This window comes from Achromobacter sp. NFACC18-2 (assembly GCF_900108985.1).
Lineage (GTDB): Bacteria > Pseudomonadota > Gammaproteobacteria > Burkholderiales > Burkholderiaceae_B > Achromobacter.
The window spans coordinates 108622-128434 of record NZ_FNYM01000006.1; the positions used below are offsets into that span (position 1 = coordinate 108622).

General features: G+C 67.5%; 20 protein-coding genes. 12 read left to right on the plus strand and 8 right to left on the minus strand.

Annotated features, from left to right (window positions below; genetic code table 11):
- Positions 1-16 precede the first annotated feature (16 nt).
- Positions 17-1462 carry an aminotransferase-like domain-containing protein gene (locus BMW75_RS10990; protein WP_092579239.1) on the plus strand — a complete coding sequence of 482 codons (1446 nt, stop codon included), beginning with the start codon at positions 17-19 and terminating at the stop codon, positions 1460-1462.
- Here the strand turns inward: BMW75_RS10990 and BMW75_RS10995 are convergent.
- Complete coding sequence (locus BMW75_RS10995; protein ID WP_092579240.1) at positions 1428-2711, minus strand: c-type cytochrome; 1284 nt, start codon at positions 2709-2711, stop codon at positions 1428-1430. The two genes, BMW75_RS10990 and BMW75_RS10995, sit on opposite strands and share 35 nt — an antisense overlap.
- A 13-nt stretch (positions 2712-2724) precedes the next feature.
- The gene (locus BMW75_RS11000) at positions 2725-3483 is read right to left on the minus strand and encodes a c-type cytochrome (RefSeq protein WP_092579241.1); all 759 of its coding nucleotides are present in this window, start codon (positions 3481-3483) and stop codon (positions 2725-2727) included.
- Between the two features lie 204 nt (positions 3484-3687).
- Between BMW75_RS11000 and rapZ the strand changes: the two genes are divergently transcribed.
- Positions 3688-4560 carry an RNase adapter RapZ gene (gene rapZ, locus BMW75_RS11005; RefSeq protein ID WP_076521905.1) on the plus strand — a complete coding sequence of 291 codons (873 nt, stop codon included), beginning with the start codon at positions 3688-3690 and terminating at the stop codon, positions 4558-4560.
- Complete coding sequence (locus BMW75_RS11010; RefSeq protein ID WP_092579242.1) at positions 4557-5516, plus strand: septal ring lytic transglycosylase RlpA family protein; 960 nt, start codon at positions 4557-4559, stop codon at positions 5514-5516. The genes rapZ and BMW75_RS11010 overlap by 4 nt, the downstream gene beginning before the upstream one ends.
- 12 nt (positions 5517-5528) lie before the next feature.
- On the opposite strand, the gene BMW75_RS11015 is transcribed toward BMW75_RS11010, so the two are convergent.
- Together BMW75_RS11015 and rsmI are read right to left on the minus strand one after the other, a co-directional pair.
- On the minus strand, positions 5529-6113 hold the full coding sequence (locus BMW75_RS11015) for a methylated-DNA--[protein]-cysteine S-methyltransferase (RefSeq protein WP_092579243.1): 585 nt from the start codon (positions 6111-6113) through the stop codon (positions 5529-5531).
- Between the two features lie 3 nt (positions 6114-6116).
- The gene (rsmI, locus tag BMW75_RS11020; RefSeq protein ID WP_092579245.1) at positions 6117-7052 is read right to left on the minus strand and encodes a 16S rRNA (cytidine(1402)-2'-O)-methyltransferase; all 936 of its coding nucleotides are present in this window, start codon (positions 7050-7052) and stop codon (positions 6117-6119) included.
- Positions 7053-7119: 67 nt separating this feature from the next.
- On the opposite strand from rsmI, the gene BMW75_RS11025 reads away from it, so the two are divergent.
- From BMW75_RS11025 to BMW75_RS11040, 4 genes are all read left to right on the plus strand, one after another.
- Complete coding sequence (locus tag BMW75_RS11025) at positions 7120-7599, plus strand: YraN family protein (RefSeq protein WP_092579247.1); 480 nt, start codon at positions 7120-7122, stop codon at positions 7597-7599.
- 128 nt (positions 7600-7727) lie between these two features.
- Positions 7728-8321 carry a phosphoheptose isomerase gene (locus tag BMW75_RS11030; protein ID WP_056319572.1) on the plus strand — a complete coding sequence of 198 codons (594 nt, stop codon included), beginning with the start codon at positions 7728-7730 and terminating at the stop codon, positions 8319-8321.
- A complete protein-coding gene (locus tag BMW75_RS11035; RefSeq protein ID WP_092579249.1) occupies positions 8318-9055 on the plus strand; it encodes a BON domain-containing protein in 738 nt (245 codons plus the stop codon). The genes BMW75_RS11030 and BMW75_RS11035 overlap by 4 nt, the downstream gene beginning before the upstream one ends.
- A complete protein-coding gene (locus tag BMW75_RS11040; protein WP_092579251.1) occupies positions 9052-9546 on the plus strand; it encodes a peroxiredoxin family protein in 495 nt (164 codons plus the stop codon). The genes BMW75_RS11035 and BMW75_RS11040 overlap by 4 nt, the downstream gene beginning before the upstream one ends.
- Before the next feature lie 101 nt (positions 9547-9647).
- Here the strand turns inward: BMW75_RS11040 and BMW75_RS11045 are convergent, their stop codons facing one another.
- Complete coding sequence (locus BMW75_RS11045; RefSeq protein WP_092579253.1) at positions 9648-10436, minus strand: MetQ/NlpA family ABC transporter substrate-binding protein; 789 nt, start codon at positions 10434-10436, stop codon at positions 9648-9650.
- Between the two features lie 286 nt (positions 10437-10722).
- Here BMW75_RS11045 and argB point away from each other — a divergent pair, with 286 nt between their 5' ends.
- The 5 genes from argB (at position 10723) to BMW75_RS11070 (ending at position 15897) form a co-directional block, all read left to right on the plus strand.
- The gene (gene argB, locus BMW75_RS11050) at positions 10723-11625 is read left to right on the plus strand and encodes an acetylglutamate kinase (RefSeq protein ID WP_076518513.1); all 903 of its coding nucleotides are present in this window, start codon (positions 10723-10725) and stop codon (positions 11623-11625) included.
- Positions 11626-11651: 26 nt separating this feature from the next.
- Entirely contained in the window at positions 11652-12398 is a 747-nt protein-coding gene (locus tag BMW75_RS11055; protein WP_092579551.1) for a pyrimidine 5'-nucleotidase, read from the plus strand.
- Positions 12399-12453: 55 nt separating this feature from the next.
- Positions 12454-13029 carry a nucleoid occlusion factor SlmA gene (gene slmA, locus BMW75_RS11060; RefSeq protein ID WP_076518512.1) on the plus strand — a complete coding sequence of 192 codons (576 nt, stop codon included), beginning with the start codon at positions 12454-12456 and terminating at the stop codon, positions 13027-13029.
- 312 nt (positions 13030-13341) lie between these two features.
- On the plus strand, positions 13342-14835 hold the full coding sequence (locus tag BMW75_RS11065; RefSeq protein WP_076518511.1) for a DASS family sodium-coupled anion symporter: 1494 nt from the start codon (positions 13342-13344) through the stop codon (positions 14833-14835).
- 9 nt (positions 14836-14844) lie between these two features.
- Positions 14845-15897, plus strand: coding sequence for an Ldh family oxidoreductase (locus tag BMW75_RS11070; protein WP_092579255.1), 1053 nt, complete (start codon positions 14845-14847; stop codon positions 15895-15897).
- 317 nt (positions 15898-16214) lie between these two features.
- Here BMW75_RS11070 and rodA read toward each other — a convergent pair whose 3' ends face one another.
- The 3 genes from rodA to mreD are packed head-to-tail and all read right to left on the minus strand — an operon-like array spanning position 16215 to position 19798.
- Complete coding sequence (gene rodA / locus BMW75_RS11075; RefSeq protein WP_092579257.1) at positions 16215-17351, minus strand: rod shape-determining protein RodA; 1137 nt, start codon at positions 17349-17351, stop codon at positions 16215-16217.
- Positions 17348-19276 carry a penicillin-binding protein 2 gene (mrdA, locus tag BMW75_RS11080; RefSeq protein ID WP_076518508.1) on the minus strand — a complete coding sequence of 643 codons (1929 nt, stop codon included), beginning with the start codon at positions 19274-19276 and terminating at the stop codon, positions 17348-17350. Before mrdA ends, rodA begins: the two co-directional genes overlap by 4 nt.
- Before the next feature lie 15 nt (positions 19277-19291).
- Entirely contained in the window at positions 19292-19798 is a 507-nt protein-coding gene (gene mreD / locus BMW75_RS11085) for a rod shape-determining protein MreD (protein ID WP_092579553.1), read from the minus strand.
- Between the last annotated feature and the right edge of the window lie 15 nt (positions 19799-19813).

Below are 19813 nucleotides of genomic sequence, written 5' to 3' on the forward strand. Positions count from 1 at the left end.
GTCGCCCTGCGGCATCGTGAGCCTTTACGAGACCCTGGCCGACGAGATCGCCACGTCGATCGCCAGCGGCGTGCTGCGCGCCGGCGACAGGCTGCCCTCGGTGCGCGATGCCTGTTCCGCGCGGGGCGTCAGTCCCTCCACGGTATTCCAGGCCTATTACCTGCTTGAAGCGCGCGGCCTCATCCGCGCCCAGCCGCGCTCGGGCTATTACGTCAACGCGCCGGCCGAATCGCTGCCGCCCGAACCCGGCGCCTCCTGTCCCGACGGCGAATCGACGGCGCTGGCCATCAGCGAACGGATCTTCGACATCCTGGGCTCGGTGCGCAACCGCGACGTCACGCCGCTGGGCTCCGCGTTCCCCTCCCCGCTGCTGTTTCCGCTGCCGCGCCTGGCGCAGGCCATGGCCGCGCACCTGAAACGCCAGGATCCGCGCGACACCGTGGACGACCTGGCGCCTGGCAACCCGCGCCTGCGCCGGCAGATCGCGCTGCGCTACCTGATCGGCGGCATCAACCTGCCCGCCAGCGACATCGTGGTCACCAATGGCGCGCTCGAGGCGCTCAATCTCTGCCTGCAGGCGGTCACGCAGCCGGGCGACACCGTCATGGTCGAGGCGCCGACCTTCTACGGCGCGCTGCAGGCCCTGGAACGCCTGGGCCTCAAGGCGCTGGAAGTGCCCACGCATCCGCGAACCGGCATCGACCTGGACGCGATGCAGGCCGCCATCCTGCGCCATTCGCCGCGCGCCTGCTGGCTGATGACGCAATTCCAGAATCCGCTGGGTTGCCTGATGCCCGACGACAGGAAACGCCAGCTCGTCGAACTGCTCGCGCGGCACGACATCCCGCTGATCGAGGACGACGTCTACGGCGAACTGTATTTCGGCGCGGCGCGGCCCGTGCCCGCGAAGGCCTACGATACGCGCGGGCTGGTGCTGCATTGCTCGTCGTTCTCGAAGTGCCTGGCGCCGGGCTACCGCATCGGCTGGGCCAGCGCGGGGCGCTACACGCAGCGCGTGCAGCGCCTGAAGCTGTCGTCGACGCTGTCGGCGTCCGGTCCCGCGCAGGGCGCCATCGCCGAATACCTGGAACAGGGCGGCTACGACCGCCACCTGCGCCGGCTGCGCCAGACCCTGCAGGCGCAGCAGGAACGCATGGCCGACGCCATTGCGCAGGCCTTCCCCGCGGGCACACGCGTGACGCGGCCGCAGGGCGGATTCTTTCTGTGGCTGGAGCTGCCCGCCGCCGTGGACGCGCTGGCGCTGCACCACCAGGCGCTGGCCCGCGGCATCAGCGTCGCGCCGGGCCCGATCTTCTCGGCCAGCGGACAGTTCGGCAGCGCGCTGCGCCTGAACTATGGGCATCCCTGGGACGCGGGCATCGACGCCGCGATCCGCACGCTGGGCGACCTGGCGCACGCGGCGTGCGCTAGTTCAAGGTCGACGCCGCCCGCGCGCGCTTAACGTCCAGGGCGCTCACCGCGCCCGCCTCATTGCCCCAGCTATTGCGGATGTAGGTCACCACCATCGCGATGTCGTCGTCGTTGAGCATCTGTCCGAACGGCGGCATGCCGTGGGGACGCGGGTTCGCGGCCGTGGCGGGCGCAAAACCGCCGTCGAGCACCATGCGGATGGCGTTGACCGGCGAAGGCGCTGTGACCGTCGGATTGCCCGCCAGCGCTGGCCATGCCGTGCCGCTGCCCGTGCCATCCGGCTGGTGGCATTGCGCGCATTGCTGGCGATAGCGCTTGCCGCCCAGTTCCATCGCCGCGGGCGCCGCGCTGGCGGTCCGCGCCGTCGAGGCCGGTGGCGTGGCGGGCAACGATTTGAGGTACACGCCGATGGCCAGGGCGTCCTCATCGCTCAGGTGCTGGGTGCTGCCCAGCACGACCTCCGCCATCGGCCCGCTGACGGTCGAATGCGCGGACATGCCGGTCTTGAGCAGGGTGGCGATATCCTGCGCCGTCCAGCGCCCCATGCCGGTCTGCATATCGTTCGTGAGCGGCGGCGCATACCAGTCCAGCACCGGGATCACGCCGCCCGCCAGCGCGTCGCCCGCGCGCGAGGCGCCCAGGCTGTTGCGCGGCGTGTGGCAGGCGGCGCAATGGCCCACGCCGTCGACCAGGTAGCGGCCGCGATTCCACTGGACCGACTGGCCGGGATCGGGTTCTTGCACGCCGGGATTGAAGTACAGCGCGCGCCAGGCGGCCAGCAGCACGCGCTGGTCGTAGGGGAAGTCCAGCTCGGCCGGCCGGCTGGCCTGTTTGACGGGCGAAACGCTGCGCAGATAGGCATACAGGGCGTCGGAATCGCTGCGCGTGACGCGCGTGTATTCGGTGTACGGAAACGCCGGATACAGCAGCGTGCCATCTTTGGATTTGCCGTTGTGCAGCGCCTGCCAGAAGTCGTCGGCCGACCAGGCGCCGATGCCCGTCTCGGGATCCGGCGTGATGTTGGGGCCGTAGACCGTGCCGAATGGCGTGGGAATGGGCGTGCCGCCGGCATACGCCTTGCCGCCGCGGCTGGTGTGGCAGGCCATGCAGTTGCCGGCCAGCGCCAGATAGCGGCCGCGCTCGATGAGGGCCGTGCCGTCGGCCGCCGCCGCGGCGGGGCCGGTGCTGCCGTCATCGCGCGTGCCCAGCCAGTACAGCCCGCCGGCCGCCGCGACGGCAGCCAGCAACAGGACGGCGAGGAGTCTTTTCATCAGCTTCATGTGCGCCCCCGTCTCAGCGCTGCGCCTGGCTGCCGCATTGCGCGGGAAGCCGGACCGAGTCCGCGGCGTCGGGCACGTAGGGCTCGACGACGGGTTGCGACGACAGCCACGCCGCCAGGGCGCCGATGTCGGTGGGGGTGAGCGTGTTGGAAATGTCCGCCATGCAGTCCGGCGCCGCGGCCCGGCGCAGGCCGTTCTTCCAGCCGCCGATCTGCGCGCCAATATAGTCGCGCGGCAGTCCCAGCAGGCCGGGAATGGCTGGCAGCATGCCGCTCAGGGCCGCGCCGTGACAGGACGCGCAGGCGGGCAGGCCGCGCGCAGCGTCGCCATCCATGGCGAGCCGGCGGCCGGCTTCCAGCGTGGCGGCGGACACGTCCGCGCGCGCGGGCGCCGGATACGGCACGTGCTGCTCGGAAAAATAGGCGGCCATTTCGCGCAGGTAGTCGTCGGGCAGACCGGCCAGCAAATGCGTCATCGGCCGGTACTGCCGCCGCCCATCGCGGAAATTCAGGAGCTGGTGATAGAGATAGTCCTGCGGTTTGCCCGCCAGCCGCGGATAGTAGCCGTCGGCCCCCGCCCTGCCCTGCGCGCCGTGACAGGCCGTACAGGCCGCGACGCGCGCCGCCATGGTGTCCGGCTGCAGGCTTGGCTGCGCGGCCTCCTGCGCCGACGCGGGCGTAGCCATAAAGACAACAAACGCGGCTGCCAGAGCCCGGTGGAACGCCCAAAACCGCGGCAGTGAAACACGACGAGAGGAAATGAGGGCTAACATCTAGGTCGAATTCCAATCCCCGAATCGTGACGGCGGGGCGCGTAAAGTAGAACTGCGGTGGAACTGCGGTGAAACTGCTGAATCTCCGGCCCCAAGCTTACGTCAGGGCGCGCGGGGAGCAACAGGCGCAGATCCCGAGTTTATGGCCATATCAGATGCTATCCCGCCGGCATCGTCCTGGAAAAGCGTGCCACAATCATGTCCATGTTGAAAGTCGTCCTCGTCACCGGCATTTCCGGCTCCGGCAAATCCGTCGCGCTGCGCATGCTCGAAGACGCCAGCTACACCTGTGTCGACAACCTTCCCGTCCGCTTCCTGACCGAATTCATTGCCCAGGCGCGTGACGACGGCATGGAGCGCGTGGCGGTCGCCATCGACGTCCGCTCTCCGGGCGAGCTGGCCGAACTGCCCGACGTGGTCACCGCGCTGCGCGCCATGGGCACCAGCCTGCGCGTGGTCTTCCTGGATGCCAACACGGCCACGCTGGTGCAGCGCTATTCGGAATCGCGCCGCCGCCATCCGCTGACCGACCGCCTGCAGCGCGGCGGGACGGCCCCGTCGCTGACCGAGTGCATCGCCCTCGAAAGAGAACTGCTGGCGCCGCTGCGCGAACAGGAACACGTCATCGACACGTCGGACCTGACGCCCGGCCAGTTGCGCGCCTGGATACGCGACCTGATCAAGGCCGACCGCGCGCCGCTGGTGCTGACGTTCGAATCGTTCGCCTACAAGCGCGGCGTGCCGGGCGACGCGGACCTGGTGTTCGACGTGCGCTGCCTGCCCAACCCCCACTATGACCGCAACCTGCGTCCGCTGACGGGCCGCGACGAACCCGTGGCCACGTGGCTGGCCGGGTACGCGCAGGTGGGCCAGATGATCGACGACATCGCCGGCTTCCTGAACCGCTGGCTGCCCATGTATACCCAGGACACGCGCAACTACCTGACCGTGGCCATCGGCTGCACCGGCGGCCAGCACCGCTCGGTCTACGTGGTGGAGCAACTGGCGCAGCGCTTCGCCGACCACGATCCCCTGCTGGTGCGCCACCGCACCCAACTGCCCGACGAATCCGCATGACGCTTTCCCGCCCCCTGCATCTGATTTTCGTGCTGCTGCTGGCCATCGCCGTGGCAGGCTGCTCCACCAGCGGCGGGCGCAAGAAGGGCGGGTACTACAAGGACGACGGTCCCGACGCCAACCCGCCGTCCAACCTGGACCAGATCCCGGACGCGGTGCCCAAACTGGAGCCCTACGCCAGTGGCGCCAACCGGCCCTATGTGGTGTTCGGCCAGCGCTACGTGCCGGACACCAGCGGACAGCCCTACAAGAAGCGCGGCATCGCCTCGTGGTACGGCAAGAAATTCCACGGCAACTCCACGTCGATCGGCGAGACCTACGACATGTACGCCATGACCGCCGCGCACACCACGTTGCCGATCCCCAGCTACGCGCGCGTGACCAGCCTGGTCAACGGCAAGACGATCATCGTGCGGGTGAACGATCGCGGCCCCTTCCACAGCGACCGCATCATGGATCTTTCCTACGTCGCGGCCTACAAGTTGGGCATCATCGGCCCGGGCAGCGGCCAGGTGATCGTGGAAGCCATCCAGGCCGACGAGATCCGCCGCCTTGCCTCGCAAGGCGCGCCGGCCGCGCCCGCGCCGGAACCGGCATCCGCGACGGGCTCGACGCCCGTGCTGGCCCCCGTGGCCGCGACGCCCGTCGCGCTGACGCCCACGCCGCTGGCGCCCGCGGCGCCCGGCCCCGCCCCGATGCGTCCGGCGCCGGGTATCGCCAGCGGCAGCGTCTACCTGCAGGTGGGCGCGTTCAGCCAGCCGGCCAATGCGCAGTCGCTCGTCAGTCGCATCAATACCCAGTTGGGGGCCGAAGGCGCGCCGCCGGCATCCGTCGAACAGGCCAACAATCTGTACCGCGTGCGGATCGGCCCGTACCCCGATCGCCAGAGCGCGCTGGATGCGGTGCCGCTCGTGTCGGACCGCATCGGCATCCTGCCGACCATCGCGTCGCAATGAACGACTGAGGCGCTACCAGGGCAGTTCGGCCTGCCCGTCGCACACCCGGCGGGCGCGCGCGCTGCGGCTCAGATAGCGATTGCCTTCGTGCGCCAGCAGCGCCTGCTTGCGCGCCAGCCCGCCGCCGAAACCGGTCAGCGACGTGTCCGCGCCGATCACGCGGTGGCAGGGAATGATGATGCTGATCGGATTGCGGCCTACGGCCCCGCCCACCGCCTGCGCGCCCTTGGGCCGGTTCACCGCGCGAGCCAGCTCGCCATAGCTGGTGAGCGTGCCGAAGTCCAGCGCGCACAGCGCACGCCAGACCTCGTGCTGGAACGGCGTGCCCACCGGGTCGAGCGCCACGTCGAACGCACGGCGCCCGCCGGCAAACCACGCGTCCAACTCGCGCCGCGCCTGCTCCAGGATGGGATCGCAGTCCGTCAGCGTCCAGTCTTGCGGCGGCGGCAGCAGCGCCTGATCGGTGAACCACGCGCCGCGCAGCCCCGCCGGGCTGGCCACCAGGCGCATCTCGCCCAACGGCGTGGAGATGTCGCGGTAGGTCAGGGGCGCCTGCGGATCGGCCGGCTTGCGGGCCACGACGGTCGAATACGCCATGGCTCAGTCCTGCGCCTTCTTGCGGGACAGCGCCCGGTTGTACAGCACGTCGCGCGGCTGGCCGGTGACCTTGGCCGCGACGCGCGCGGCATCGCGCACCGACAGCGATTCCAATAACGCATCGAGCAGCACGTCGTGGGCCGGATCCGCCTCGTCGTCCGGCGCCTCCTGGACTTCGGCATGGACGATCAGCACGAATTCACCCTGTTCGCGGTGTGCATCCGCGGCCAGCCAGGCCGCCGCCTCGCCCAGCTTGACGGTAGCGATCTCTTCGAAGCGCTTGGTCAGCTCGCGCGCGACGGTCAGCTCGCGATCCGGCCCGCAAACCGCGAGCAGGTCGGCGAAAGCGGCCGCCAGCCGGTGAGGCGACTCGAACATCACGACGGGCGCGGGCAAGGCGCACCATTGGCGCAGCCAACGCTGCCGGGCCACCGCCTTGGACGGCGCAAACCCCGCGAAGGCGTAGGCGGGGTTCTCGTCCGTCGTCACGCCGCTGCCCATCAGGGCCGCGATCACGGCACTGGGGCCGGGCACCGGCACCACCGCGTAGCCGGCGGCGCGCACCGCGCGGACCACGCGCGCGCCAGGATCGCTGACCGCCGGCGCGCCGGCATCGGACACCAGGGCCACGCGCTGGCCTAGTGCCAGGCGCTCGCAGATGGCCTGCGCCGCCGCGGCCTCGTTGTGCCGATGCGCGGCCATGAGCGGCGTGCCGACGCCCCAGGCGTCCAGCAGGGTGCGGCTGGCGCGCGTGTCTTCGGCAGCGATCACGTCGGCCCGCTGCAAGGCGTGCCACGCGCGCAGGCCCAGGTCGCCCAGGTTGCCGATGGGCGTGGCCACCACGTACAGCGTCGAGGCGGGCCAATGCTGCCCCGCCACGCGTTCGGCAACGCGGGACCAGGCATCGCCGGCCATGGGGGGTGAGACGTTTTGATTCATTGCAGCCTGCTGACACGGAGAAACCATGTCAGTGTAGCCGCCTACGCCCGCTGTCTTTTGGACTCCCATGGTGGATGACACCCTGCGCCTGGCCTGCGAACTCGCCCTTGCCGCCCGCCGCCGCGCCGCAAAGCGCCGGCGACGGACCGGCCGCGCGGCCGCCGACCGGCCGCCCCCGCGCCGCTCGCCCACGCAGCGCCGCGGCGACCTTCACGAGGCCGCCGCGCTGCGCCTGTTGCAGGAACATGGACTGGCCCTGCTGGCGCGCAACCTGGCGTGCCGCGCCGGCGAGATCGATCTGGCCATGCGCGAGGGCGATACCCTCGTCTTCGTCGAGGTCCGGGCGCGCGCCCGCAGCCGCTTCGGCGACGCCGCCGCCAGCATCGGACGCGACAAGCAGGCCCGGCTCGCCCGGACGGCGGCGCACTGGCTCCCCGAGCTGGCCCGGCGGCACTGGCAGGGCGCGCTCCCGGCCGCGCGCTTCGATGCCGTGGTCTTCGACGACGGCCGGCCGACCTGGTTGCGCGGCGCATTCTGGGTACCGTGATGGGTCGTGACGGGTCGTGACGTGTTCAGACGTGTCGGAATCCGCCGCGATGCCGCCCGGATCCGCCGGGCCCGCCATCGCCGCGCGAAGACAGAACGGCGGCCTTGCCCCGTGAGATAATCGCGGCCATGGATATGACCTCTCGTATGACGTCGCACTTTCGCGACGCCATGGCCGCTCACGAACAAAGCATGAACGTCCTGGCCGAACCGCTGGCCGTGGCGGTGGACGTGCTGTTCGGCGCCCTGGCGAACAACGGCAAGATTCTGGCTTGCGGCAATGGCGGCTCGGCCGCCGACGCGCAGCATTTCATCGCGGAACTGGTGGGCCGCTTCGAACGCGAACGCCTGCCGCTCGCGGGCATCGCGCTCAACACCGATACCTCGATCCTCACCGCGGTCGGCAATGACTACGGCTTCGACGAGGTCTTCGAACGGCAGGTCAACGCCTTCGGCCAGGCCGGCGACGTGCTCGTGGCCATCTCCACCAGCGGCAATTCGCCCAATGTGGTCCGCGCCATGGAAGCCGCCAGCGCGCGCGAAATGCATGTCCTGGCCCTGACGGGCAAGGGTGGCGGCGTCATGGGGGAACTCATTACCCCGATGGACGTCCATCTATGTGTTCCCAGCGATCGCACCATGCGCATCCAGGAAGTCCATATTCTGCTGCTGCACGCGCTGTGCGACGGCATCGACGCTCTTCTGCTTGGAGACACCGAATGATTCTTGACGCCAGACCCGCAGTCCGCCCGCTGATGCTCGCCGCCGCGCTGTCCACCGCGGCGCTGTCGCTGTCGGCCTGCGCGCCTTTGATCGTGGGCGGCGCCGCCGCCACCACGGCGGTCGTGGTGACCGACCGCCGCACGTCCGGCGTCCAGCTCGAAGACCAGAACATGGCGTTCAAGGCGCAGAACCAGATCTCCCAGAAACTGGGCGAGACGGCGCGTGTCAATGCCATGGCCTACGGCGGCCATCTGCTCCTGACCGGCGACGTGCCCACCGAAGAAGCCAAGAACCAGGCCACGGCCATCGCCCAGAGCGTGGAAAACGTGAAGCAGGTCATCAACCAGCTTTACGTCGGCCCGATCGCCTCGTTTGGCGTGCGCTCCAACGACACCTGGCTGACCTCCAAGGTCAAGACCGCCCTCCTCAACACCAAGTACGTGCCCTCGGGCACCATCGCCGTCACGACCGACCGCAGCGTCGTCTACCTGATGGGCAAGGTCACGCAGACCGAGGGCGAATACGCCGCCAACGCCACCGCGGATGTCAGCGGCGTGGCCAAGGTGGTCAAACTCTTTGAAACCATCAGCCGCGAAGAAGCCATCCGCCTGTCGGGCAGCGGCACCAAACCCACCACCACGGAAACCAAGGCGCCCATCGAAAGCGGCGCCGGCACGGGCGGCGACGCCCCGGCCGGCACCAGCAGCGGCGTCGAGGCGATGCCCATCAAATGAAAAAAGCCATCGTAGCCCTCGCAGTCCTCGTGGCGGTCGGCATCGGCGCCTGGTTCGTACTGCGTCCGGCCCAGACCGCCCCCGACGTCACCTTCACCACCCTGGAAGGCAAGACTTTCTCGATGCAGGACCTGCGCGGCAAGGTCGTGCTGGTCAAGTTCTGGGCAACCAGTTGCGTCACCTGCGTCAAGCAGATGCCCGACACCATCTCGGCCTACAACGAGTACGCCGGCAAGGGCTACGAAGCCATCGCGGTCGCCATGAACTACGACCCGCCCAACTTCGTGCTGAACTTCGCCGAAACGCGCAAGCTGCCCTTCCCCGTCGCCCTGGACACCAAGGGCGACATCGCCCGCGCCTTCGGCGACATCCGCCTCACGCCCACGGCGTTCCTCATCGACAAAGAGGGGCACATCATCAAGCGCTATCTCGGCGAATACGACAAGGCGGAATTCCACGCCACCGTCGAAAAGGCGCTGGCCGCCGGCTGAACCGGCCAGGCCAACCGCCTCGAACAACCGCCCGGCAGTTCACAGGGCGGTTTTTTTACGCCCGGCCGCGGGCGGCAGGCAAGCCGCCCGCGACCCGTGCCTCAGAAGGCCGGAACGACCGCGCCCTTGTACTTTTCCTGGATGAACGTCTTGACTTCCGGCGAGTGCAGCGCCTGGACCAGCTTCTTGATCCCGGGCGCGTCCTTGTTGTCGCTGCGGGTCACGAGGACGTTGGCATAGGGCGAATCGGCGCCTTCGATGAAGAGCGCGTCCTTGGTCGGCACCAGGCCGGCTTCCAGCGCATAGTTGGTGTTGATCAGCGCCAGGTCCACGTCGTCGAGCGCGCGCGGCAGCATGGCGGCTTCCAGTTCGCGGAACTTCAGCTTCTTGGGATTTTCAACGACGTCCGCGGCGGTCGCCAGGATGTTGGACGGGTCCTTGAGCTTGAGCAGGCCCTGCTTCTGCATCAGGACCAGCGCCCGGCCGCCGTTGGACGGGTCGTTGGGAATGGCCACGGTCGCGCCGTCCTTGAGCTCGGACAGGCTCTTGATCTTCTTGGAGTAGCCGCCGAAGGGCTCGACGTGGACCAGCGCCACCGGCACCAGCGTGGCCTTGCGGTCCTTGTTGAAGGTCTCCAGGTACGGCTTGTGCTGGAAGAAGTTGGCGTCGAGCTGCTTGTCCGCCAGTTGCAGGTTGGGCTGCACGTAGTCGCTGAACACCTTGATGTCGAGCTCCACGCCTTGCTTGGCCAGCCCGGGCTTGACCACTTCCAGGATCTCGGCGTGGGGCACCTGCGTGGCGCCCACCACCACTTTCTCGGCGTGGGCCGCGTTGGCGGCGGCCAGCACCACCGACGCCGCCAGGACGGAACGGACGAAGTTCAAACGCATGTCTTGCCTCTTTTATGGGTAAAAACGGGGATCGATGCCCCGCGGGGTCGTGCGGGCCCCCTTTTGCGGGGCGCGCCGTTGTGAAAACGCCCCCAATTTACCTGAATGCCTGTTATTTGTCGGGCATATGGACATGGGTTTGCAGCATAAGAAACCTGTGGGGACTACAATCCGTCGTATGCTTGCGCCAGCGCGTCCCAACCGCGATTTTGTGCAGGCATTTTTTTAACGCCCGCTTTTCAACGCCCGCTAACTTATCTGTTATTTATCTGCCGACTTAGCTGCCATGACCGACACCCCCGACCCTGCCGCCGTTTCGTCTCCTGCCGTCAAAGCCGCCGTGCTGTCCGAGGCTCTGCCGTATATCCGACGATTTCACGGCAAGACCATCGTGGTCAAGTACGGCGGCAACGCCATGACGGAAGAGCGCTTGCAGCGCAGCTTCGCGCACGATGTCGTGCTGCTCAAGCTGGTGGGTCTGAACCCGGTGGTGGTGCACGGCGGCGGTCCGCAGATCGATGACGCCCTGCGCCGCATCGGCAAGCAAGGCACCTTCATCCAGGGCATGCGCGTCACCGACGCCGAAACCATGGAAGTCGTGGAATGGGTGCTGGGCGGCCAGGTCCAGCAGGACATCGTCATGATGATCAACGAGGTCGGCGGCAAGGCCGTCGGCCTGACCGGCAAGGACGGTGGACTGATCCAGGCCCAGAAGAAGCTGATGGCCAACAAGGACAATCCGTCCGAGCCCATCGACATCGGCTTCGTCGGCGACATCACCATGGTCGAGCCGGCCGTCGTGAAGGCGCTGCAGGACGACCAGTTCATCCCCGTCATTTCGCCCATCGGCTATGGCGACGACGGCACGGCCTACAACATCAATGCCGACGTGGTCGCCGGCAAGATGGCCGAAGTCCTGGGCGCCGAAAAGCTGCTGATGCTGACCAACACCCCGGGCGTGCTGGACAAGAGCGGCAAGCTGCTGCGCAGCCTGTCCGCGCAGACCATCGACGAGCTCTTCGCCGACGGTACGATTTCCGGCGGCATGCTGCCCAAGATCTCGTCCGCGCTGGATGCCGCCAAGAACGGCGTGAACTCGGTGCACATCGTCGACGGCCGGGTGCCGCACTGCCTGCTGCTGGAAATCCTGACCGACCAGGGCGTCGGCACGATGATCAGCTCGCACTGATGGAGGCCGCGTCCGCGGCGCTTCCGATGCGAATCCATCGACAATTGCTGCGGCCGGCGGTGCGCCTGCGCCGCTCGCGCAGCCTCGCCACGGGCGATGCCGAACGCCTGTGGCTGTTCGACCTGGACAACACGCTGCACGACACGTCGCACGCCATCTTTTCCAGGATCGACCACGGCATGACAATGGCCGTGGCCGAAGCGCTCAACGTGGACGTGGACGCCGCCAACGTGGTGCGTTCCCAGTACTGGAAGCGCTACGGCGCCACCATGATCGGCATGGTGCGCCATCACGGCGTGGACGCCCACGAATTCCTGCATCGCAGCCACGACTTCGACGTCAAGCCGCTGGTGCGGTCGGAAAAGGCGCTGGCCTACAAGCTGCGCCGCCTGCCCGGCCGCAAGGTGCTGCTGACCAACGCGCCGCTGCATTACGCGCGCTCGGTGCTGTCGCACCTGGGCATCCTGCGCCAGTTCGACAGCCTGTGGGCCATCGAGCACATGCGCCTGCATGGCGAATACCGGCCCAAGCCTTCGGCTGCCCTGCTGCGCTACGTGCTGGCGCGCGAGGGCGTCCCCGCCCACCGCGCCGTGCTGGTGGAAGACACGCTGGCCAACCTGCGCGGCGCCCGCCTCGCGGGGCTGCGCACGGTTCACGTCTACCATCCCGGCACCCCCTTCGGCCGCGGACGATCGCACCGCCCGGCCTACGTCGACTTGCGGGTAAACTGCGTCAGTGATTTATTGTTACGCCGACGCCCCCTGCGGGGCTGACGGCGCGCTCCACCCCCCCTTCCCACCCGTCATCCTGCGCGAAGCAGTCCCTTCCATGGCGAGCAAACCCGGCGAGCGCAAGACCCAGATTCTGCAGACCCTGGCCGAGATGCTGGAGCAGCCGCACGCTTCCCGCATCACGACGGCCGCCCTGGCCGCGCGCCTGGAGGTCTCGGAAGCGGCGCTCTACCGGCATTTCGCGAGCAAGGCGCAGATGTTCGAAGGGCTGATCGAGTTCATCGAGACCAGCATCTTCACGCTGGTGAACCAGATCGCCACCGCCGAACCCTATGGCGTGCCCCAGGCCCACAAGACCGTCGCGATGCTGCTGACCTTCTCGGAACGCAACAAGGGCATGACGCGGGTGCTGACCGGCGACGCGCTGGTCACGGAAGACAACCGGCTGCAGGAACGCATCAATCACATCAATGACCGGATCGAAGCGTCGCTCAAGCAGTCCCTGCGCATCGCCATCACCGACGGCGGCCTGCCCCAGGAAGCCAATGTCGCCGCGCACGCCAGCCTGCTGACGCACCTGGTCCTGGGCCGCTGGTTGCGCTATGCCCAGAGCGGCTGGCGCGTCGCCCCGACGCTGCATCTGGACGAACAGCTGCGTCTGGCCCTGGGCTGAATCGCCCGCATTCTTGCCCTTTCGCGCCGTTTCGCGCATCAATCGGCGCCGCTTCGGCGGCTTGATGGGCGCGGCGTGCCCTGATTCGTTTGCGCGAATGCAACAGTCTTGCGCTTGCGGCGCCCGAAGGGCGACGAGCATAATGCCCATGACAAGTTTTCCACAAGCGCTGATCCCAATCCGTTTGCGCAACATCAATACGGGTTTTCCTCAATGCCGTCACGATCATCCTGTAGCGTCGACACACCGATTTGATTGACTCCCGTGCTCGCGGGCGGTGTTTCGTCAGTTTGACCACAACCGGAGAAGGATATGGCCGCGGAAACCGCTGTCCCCGCCTCGCAAGCCCCAAAGAAAGCCAAAGTTCCCATCGGCCTGATCGCCGGCATCCTTGTGATGATCGGCGTGTTGATGATGCCCCTGCCCGCAGACCTGCCCGTGGCCGGGCATCGCATGCTGGCAATCCTGGCATTTGCCGTGGTGGTCTGGATCACCGAAGCGGTTTCTTACGAAGCCAGCGCCATCATGATCACGACGCTGATGGCGTTCCTGCTGGGCACGGCGCCCACCATCAAAGACCCTAACGTCCTCTACGGCACCTCGGCCGCCATCAGCATGGCGCTGACCGGCTTTGCAAACTCGGCGCTGGCGCTCGTCACCGGCGCCTTGTTCATTGCCGCCGCCATGACCTTCACGGGGCTGGACCGGCGCATCGCGCTGGTGACGCTGTCCAAGGTGGGCACCAGCACCCGGCGCATCCTCATCGGATGTATCGCGGTCACCATCGTGCTCAGCCTGGTCGTGCCCAGCGCCACCGCGCGCAGCGCGGCCGTGGTGCCCATCATGATGGGCGTGATCGCGGCCTTCGGCGTGGACAAGCGTTCGAACATCGCGGCCGGCATCATGATCATCGTGGCGCAGGCCACGAGCATCTGGAACGTCGGCATCCAGACCGCCGCCGCGCAGAACCTGCTGACGGTCGGCTTCATGGAAAAGATGCTGGGCGAACGCGTGGCGTGGTCGGACTGGCTGATCGCCGGCGCCCCCTGGTCGCTGATCATGTCGGCGGTGCTGATCGTCATCGTGCTCAAGCTGCTGCCGCCCGAAAGCAACAGCATCGCCGGCGGCAAGGAAGCCGTCGAGAAGTCGCTGCTTGACCTTGGCCCCATGACCGGCGCGCAGAAGCGCCTGATGGCGGTGTCGATCATGCTGCTGCTGTTCTGGTCGACGGAAGGCAAGCTGCACAAGTTCGACACCACGTCGACCACTTACTTCGGCCTGGTGCTGCTGATGCTGCCGCGCTTTGGCGTGATGACGTGGAAGGACGTGCAATCGCGCATTCCATGGGGCACGGTGATCGTGTTCGGCGTGGGCATCAGCCTGGGCACCGCCCTCCTGACGACGCAGGCCGGCCAATGGCTGGGCAACCAGGTGGTGCAGCACACCGGCCTGGACCATCTGGGACCGCTCGCCATCTTCGCCATCCTGGCCGCTTTCCTCATCGTCATCCACCTGGGTTTTGCCAGCGCGACCGCGTTGACCTCGGCCATGCTGCCCATCCTGATTTCGGTGCTGGCGACGCTGCCGGGCGATTTCAGCCGACTCGGCATGACGATGCTGCTGGGCTTCGTGGTCAGCTATGGCTTCATCCTGCCGATCAACGCGCCGCAGAACATGGTGTGCCTGGGCACGGAGACTTTCAATGCCAAGCAGTTCGCAAAGGTCGGGATCATCGTCACCATCGTGGGCTATCTGCTGATGCTGCTGATGGGCATGACCTACTGGCGCTGGCTGGGCTGGCTGTAAGGAGTTGCCATGAGAATCACCATCGCCCAAGCCAATGAGTACGGCCGCCGGGTGCTGATGGCGCAAGGCGTGCCCGAGGATATCGCGCGGGACGTGGCCGAGCACCTGGTCGAGTCCGACCGGGTGGGCTACACCAGCCACGGGCTGTCCATCCTGACGAATTACCGCCGCGTGCTGTCCGAGGGACTGGCGCAACCCGATGGCCGCCCCGAGCTGGTCAACGACCGCGGCGCGATGCTGGCGTACGACGGCCACCATGGACTCGGGCAGTACGTGGGCAAGGTCGTCATCGAGAAGGCGATCGAGCGCACGCAGGAACACGGGCAGTGCATCCTGACGCTGCGCCACAGCCATCACCTGGGCCGCATGGGCCATTTCGGCGAGATGGTGGCGGCCAAGGGGCTGATCCTGCTGGCGTTCACCAATGTGATCAACCGCTCGCCGACCGTCGCGCCTTTCGGCGGCGCGCAGGCGTGCCTGACCACGAATCCGCTGTGCTTCGCCGGACCGCTGCCGGGCGGGCGTCCGCCCTTCATCGTGGACATGGCCACCAGCTCGATCGCCGTGAACAAGGCCCGCGTGCTGGCCGCAAAGGGCGAACAGGCCCCGCCGGGGTCGCTGATCGACGCCGACGGCAACCCGACCACCGACCCGGGCGCGCTGTTCACCGATCCGCCGGGCGCGCTGCTGCCGTTCGGCGGGCACAAGGGGTATGCACTGGGCCTGGTGGCCGAACTGCTGGCCGGCGTGCTGTCCGGCGGCGGCACGATCCAGCCTGAACATCCGCGCATCGGCGTGGCGACGAACAACATGTTCGCGCTGTTGCTGGATCCGCAGGTCGACTTCAACACGGACTGGCGGTCGATGGAGGTGGGCGCATTCATCGACTATCTGCATGCCTGCAAGCCGCAGCCGGGGGTCGAATCCGTGCAGTATCCGGGTGAATACGAGGCGCGGAACCGGGCGGTCAATGCGGATTCGGTGGAGTTTGATAGCCGAATCTGGGATGGGCTGACGAAGCTGGCTACGGAGTTGGGGGTGGCGGAGGTACTGCCGGGGTAGGTTTTGCTGGGGGTATTGAGGCTGGGGGTGAGTGGAGTACTTGAGACGCCCGGCGCGGCGTGGGCCTGGGGCGGGCGGGGCTCCGGTTGCGGTCCGGAGCCTTCGCTCCGGACTGCCCCATCCTCATCCTCGTCCTCGCCTTCGGCGACTCCTTCGGATTCCGTCGGGCGCACCTAAACGCCCCGCCCACCCCAGGCCCACGCCACACCGGGCTCGGGTGGTTTCAGCTTTACGGGCGCTAGGACGAGGGGGGGTTCCGCGGTGTCGGGCGACCTACGAAGATCCGGTGTGCCCTGCAGACAGAATCAAGCCGGCCGTCACGTCTTCACTGACCGATGCCGGCTGATACTCATCATGATCCCGAACGCGATCCCCATCGTGAACAGCGCCGTCCCCCCGTAGCTCATGAACGGTAACGGCACGCCCACCACCGGCAGGATCCCCGTCACCATCCCGATGTTCACGAACACATAGATGAACATCATCATCGTCAGCGCCCCGGCAAGCAGGCGGCCGAACTGGGATGAGGCCCGGGAAGCGATCGTCAGGCCGCGCGCCATCATCAGGCCGTACAGCACCAGGATCGCAATGCCGCCATACAGGCCGAATTCCTCAGCGTACACGGCAAAGATGAAGTCGGTCGTGCGTTCGGGGATGAAATCCAGGTGCGTCTGCGTCCCTTTCATATAGCCCTTGCCGTACATGCCGCCCGAGCCCACCGCGATCATCGACTGGATCGTGTGGAAGCCCTTGCCCAGCGGGTCCGAGCTGGGGTTGAGCAACGTGCAGACGCGGTGCTTCTGGTAGTCGTGCAGCACGACCCAGTCCACATCGGGTTCGCAGAGCTGATCTTCGTAATAGACCAGCGTGCCGATGCCGATGACGCCGGCCAGCAAGACCGGCACCAGCAGCTTGAACGACAGGCCGGCGAAATAGATCACGAAGAAGCCGGCGCCGAAGACGAGCAGCGCCGTGCCCAGGTCGGGCTGCAGCACAATCAGGCCGAAGGGCGCGGCCAGCATCGCGGCGGCGGCCAGGAAGTCGCGTACGCGCACGGCGCCTTCGTGGCGCTGGAAGTACCAGGCCAGCATCATGGGCACCGCGATTTTCATCATTTCCGAAGGCTGGATGCGCGTGACGCCCAGGTTCAGCCAGCGGGTCGCGCCCTTGCTGGTCTCGCCGAAGAACTCGACGCCCAGCAGCAGCACGACGCCCACCACATAGAAGGGCAAGGCCAGCTTCATCAGGAGCTTGGGCGGTATCAGCGCCATCGTCCACATCGCGAAGAACGCGATGATGAAGTTGCGCGACTGTTCCGCGAAGCGCCAGTCGGTGCCGCCGACGGCCGAATGCATCACCGTCAGGCCCAGCGCCGCGAACATCAGCAGGATGGCGAGCAGCGGCCAGTCGAAGGCCGTGAAGACGCGCAGCAGGATGAGGCCAAGACGCTTCATTGTTGGCGCACCAGATCGGAGGTGATGGTGTCGACGGTCGCCATGGCATCGGCGGCCTCGGGCCGCACGATCTTGTCCTGGCGGTCCTTGGCCAGCCAGTAGTCGAACACCTTGCGCGCAACGGGGGCTGCCACGCTGGCGCCCCAGCCCGCGTTCTCGACGATCAGCGCCACGGCGATGCGCGGGTGTTCCAGCGGGGCAAAGCCCATGAAAAGGGCGTGGTCGCGCAGGCGCTCATCGATGGCGCTGGCGCGGTAGTGGCCGCCGCGCAGGCTGAACACCTGCGCGGTGCCGGTCTTGCCGGCGGCCTGGTAGGGGGTGTTGGCGAACGCGCGGCGCGCCGTGCCGGCCTTCACCACGTCGGCCATGGCGTTCTTGATCACGTCCACGTTGGCCTGCTTGAGCGGAATGCGGTAGTCGGGCGGCGCCTCGGTGGGCTTGGCCACGCCCGTGCGCGAGTCGCGCACCGCGTGCACCAGATGCGGGCGGCGGTACAGGCCGTTGTTGGCCAGCGTGGACGTGCCCTGCGCCAGCTGCAGCAACGTGAAGGCGTTGTAGCCCTGTCCGACCGCCACGGAGATCGTTTCGCCCGCGTACCAGCGCTGGCGCTCCTTGTCCTTGTAGGCCGCGCGCTTCCAGTCGGTGGACGGCAGCACGCCGCGCTTCTCGCCTTCCAGGTCGATGCCGGTGATCTGGCCGAATCCGAACTGCTTGGTGAAGTCGTGCAGCGCGTTCACGCCGATCTCGGGGCCGAGCGAGTAGAAATAGGTGTCGGAGGACACGACAATGGCCTTGTGCATGTCCGTCATGCCGTAGGCGGCGCCCCCCGCGTTGCGGAATTTCTGTCCGCCGAATTCGTAATAGCCGGGGTCCGAGATGCGGTCGGTCGCGCGGCGCTTGCCCAGCTCCAGCGCGGCCAGGCCCACGAACGGCTTGTATGTGGATCCGATGGGGTACGTGCCGTACAGGGGACGATTGATCAGCGGATGGTCCGGCGATTCGTTCAGCATGCGCCAGTTGTCCACGTCGATGCCGTCCACGAACAGGTTGGGGTCGAAGGACGGCTGCGACACGAAGGCCAGGACCTCGCCCGTGTCCGGATCGATGGCGACCAGCGCGCCGCGCTGTCCCGCGAACGCCTCTTCGGCCACCTTCTGCAGGCCCATGTCGATGGACAGCATGATGTCCGAGCCCGGCACCGGATCGATGCGGCGCAACGTGCGCATGGGGCGGCCGCCGGCGGTCACTTCGACTTCTTCCAGTCCCGTGCGTCCGTGCAGTTGTTCTTCCCAGGTCTTTTCGATGCCCTTCTTGCCGATGACCTCGGTGCCGCGATAGTTGCCGAGCTGTCCGGCGCGGTCCAGCTCTTCGATGTCGTTGTCGGCGATGCGGCCGATGTAGCCCACCACGTGCGCGGCGGACACGCCTTGCGGGTACTCGCGCACCCAGCGGGCGCGCAGTTCCACGCCAGGGAACTGGAACGCGTGCGCGGCGAACCAGGCCGCCTCGGTGTCGTTCAGGTTGTTGCGCAATTGCAGGCTGGCGTAGCGGCTGGACTCGGCCGCGCGGCGCTTGAAGCGGCGCTGGTCGGACGGGCTGATGTAGACGACCTGGGTCAGGCGCTCGAAGAGTTCGTTCATGTTGCCCGCCTGCGCGGGCACGACTTCGAGGGTGTAGGTGCGATAGTTGCGGGCCAGGACCTCGCCGTTGCGGTCCAGGATCTCGCCGCGGCGGGGCGGGATCGGCACGACCGCGATGCGGTTGCGGTCGGCGCGTTCGGACAGGCCTTCGTAGCGGTCGACCTGCAGGTACCAGAACCGGCCCACCAGCACGCCAAAGCAGACCAGCGCAAAGGCGCCGCCCACCCAGGCGCGCAGGCGGAAGCGCTGCTTCTGCTGCTGGCCGGTTTTCTTGAATTCAAACATGACGCAACGCCGCGGTCAGGCGGAGGAAGATTCGGCGTCGTCGACACCGCGTTGCGGCAGGTGCAGCACCCAGCCCGCCAACGGCCACAGGGCGGTCGTCAGCAACACGCTGATGCCCCAGTCCCAGCCCGGCCATTTTCCGGCCAGCCACGCGTGGATGATCTGGGTCAGGAAACGGGCGATGAAGAACACAGGCAGCATGTGCATCGCCTGGCTCCAGAGATCGAACCGCTGCAGGCGGCGGTGCAGGACGACGGCGCCGTAGGCCACGAGCGTGTAGGACAAGGCATGCTCGCCCAGCGGGCCGGCATCGTGCACGTCCATCAGCAGGCCGAAGAAGAATGCCGTGAACAGGCCGACGCGGCGCGGCTCGTGGACGCACCAGAAGGCGATGATGAGCAGCAGCACGTCGGGCGCGCCCTGCCACAGGCGCCACGGCAGCAACGACACCAGCCATGCGAGGAGCACGGTGCCCCACACGAACACGGCGTGCGCCGGGCCGGACAGCCTGTCGGGATGCACGTTGCTGGGCGTGCC

Bases quoted from the DNA above. Each gene is read 5' to 3' on its own strand.
- BMW75_RS10995 (WP_092579240.1), bottom strand. From the start codon at position 2,711: ATGAAGCTGATGAAAAGACTCCTCGCCGTCCTGTTGCTGGCTGCCGTC.
- BMW75_RS11000 (WP_092579241.1), bottom strand. From the start codon at position 3,483: ATGTTAGCCCTCATTTCCTCTCGTCGTGTTTCACTGCCGCGGTTTTGG.
- rapZ (WP_076521905.1), top strand. From the start codon at position 3,688: ATGTTGAAAGTCGTCCTCGTCACCGGCATTTCCGGCTCCGGCAAATCC.
- BMW75_RS11010 (WP_092579242.1), top strand. From the start codon at position 4,557: ATGACGCTTTCCCGCCCCCTGCATCTGATTTTCGTGCTGCTGCTGGCC.
- BMW75_RS11015 (WP_092579243.1), bottom strand. From the start codon at position 6,113: ATGGCGTATTCGACCGTCGTGGCCCGCAAGCCGGCCGATCCGCAGGCG.
- rsmI (WP_092579245.1), bottom strand. From the start codon at position 7,052: ATGAATCAAAACGTCTCACCCCCCATGGCCGGCGATGCCTGGTCCCGC.
- BMW75_RS11025 (WP_092579247.1), top strand. From the start codon at position 7,120: ATGGTGGATGACACCCTGCGCCTGGCCTGCGAACTCGCCCTTGCCGCC.
- BMW75_RS11030 (WP_056319572.1), top strand. From the start codon at position 7,728: ATGGATATGACCTCTCGTATGACGTCGCACTTTCGCGACGCCATGGCC.
- BMW75_RS11035 (WP_092579249.1), top strand. From the start codon at position 8,318: ATGATTCTTGACGCCAGACCCGCAGTCCGCCCGCTGATGCTCGCCGCC.
- BMW75_RS11040 (WP_092579251.1), top strand. From the start codon at position 9,052: ATGAAAAAAGCCATCGTAGCCCTCGCAGTCCTCGTGGCGGTCGGCATC.
- BMW75_RS11045 (WP_092579253.1), bottom strand. From the start codon at position 10,436: ATGCGTTTGAACTTCGTCCGTTCCGTCCTGGCGGCGTCGGTGGTGCTG.
- argB (WP_076518513.1), top strand. From the start codon at position 10,723: ATGACCGACACCCCCGACCCTGCCGCCGTTTCGTCTCCTGCCGTCAAA.
- BMW75_RS11055 (WP_092579551.1), top strand. From the start codon at position 11,652: ATGCGAATCCATCGACAATTGCTGCGGCCGGCGGTGCGCCTGCGCCGC.
- slmA (WP_076518512.1), top strand. From the start codon at position 12,454: ATGGCGAGCAAACCCGGCGAGCGCAAGACCCAGATTCTGCAGACCCTG.
- BMW75_RS11065 (WP_076518511.1), top strand. From the start codon at position 13,342: ATGGCCGCGGAAACCGCTGTCCCCGCCTCGCAAGCCCCAAAGAAAGCC.
- BMW75_RS11070 (WP_092579255.1), top strand. From the start codon at position 14,845: ATGAGAATCACCATCGCCCAAGCCAATGAGTACGGCCGCCGGGTGCTG.
- rodA (WP_092579257.1), bottom strand. From the start codon at position 17,351: ATGAAGCGTCTTGGCCTCATCCTGCTGCGCGTCTTCACGGCCTTCGAC.
- mrdA (WP_076518508.1), bottom strand. From the start codon at position 19,276: ATGTTTGAATTCAAGAAAACCGGCCAGCAGCAGAAGCAGCGCTTCCGC.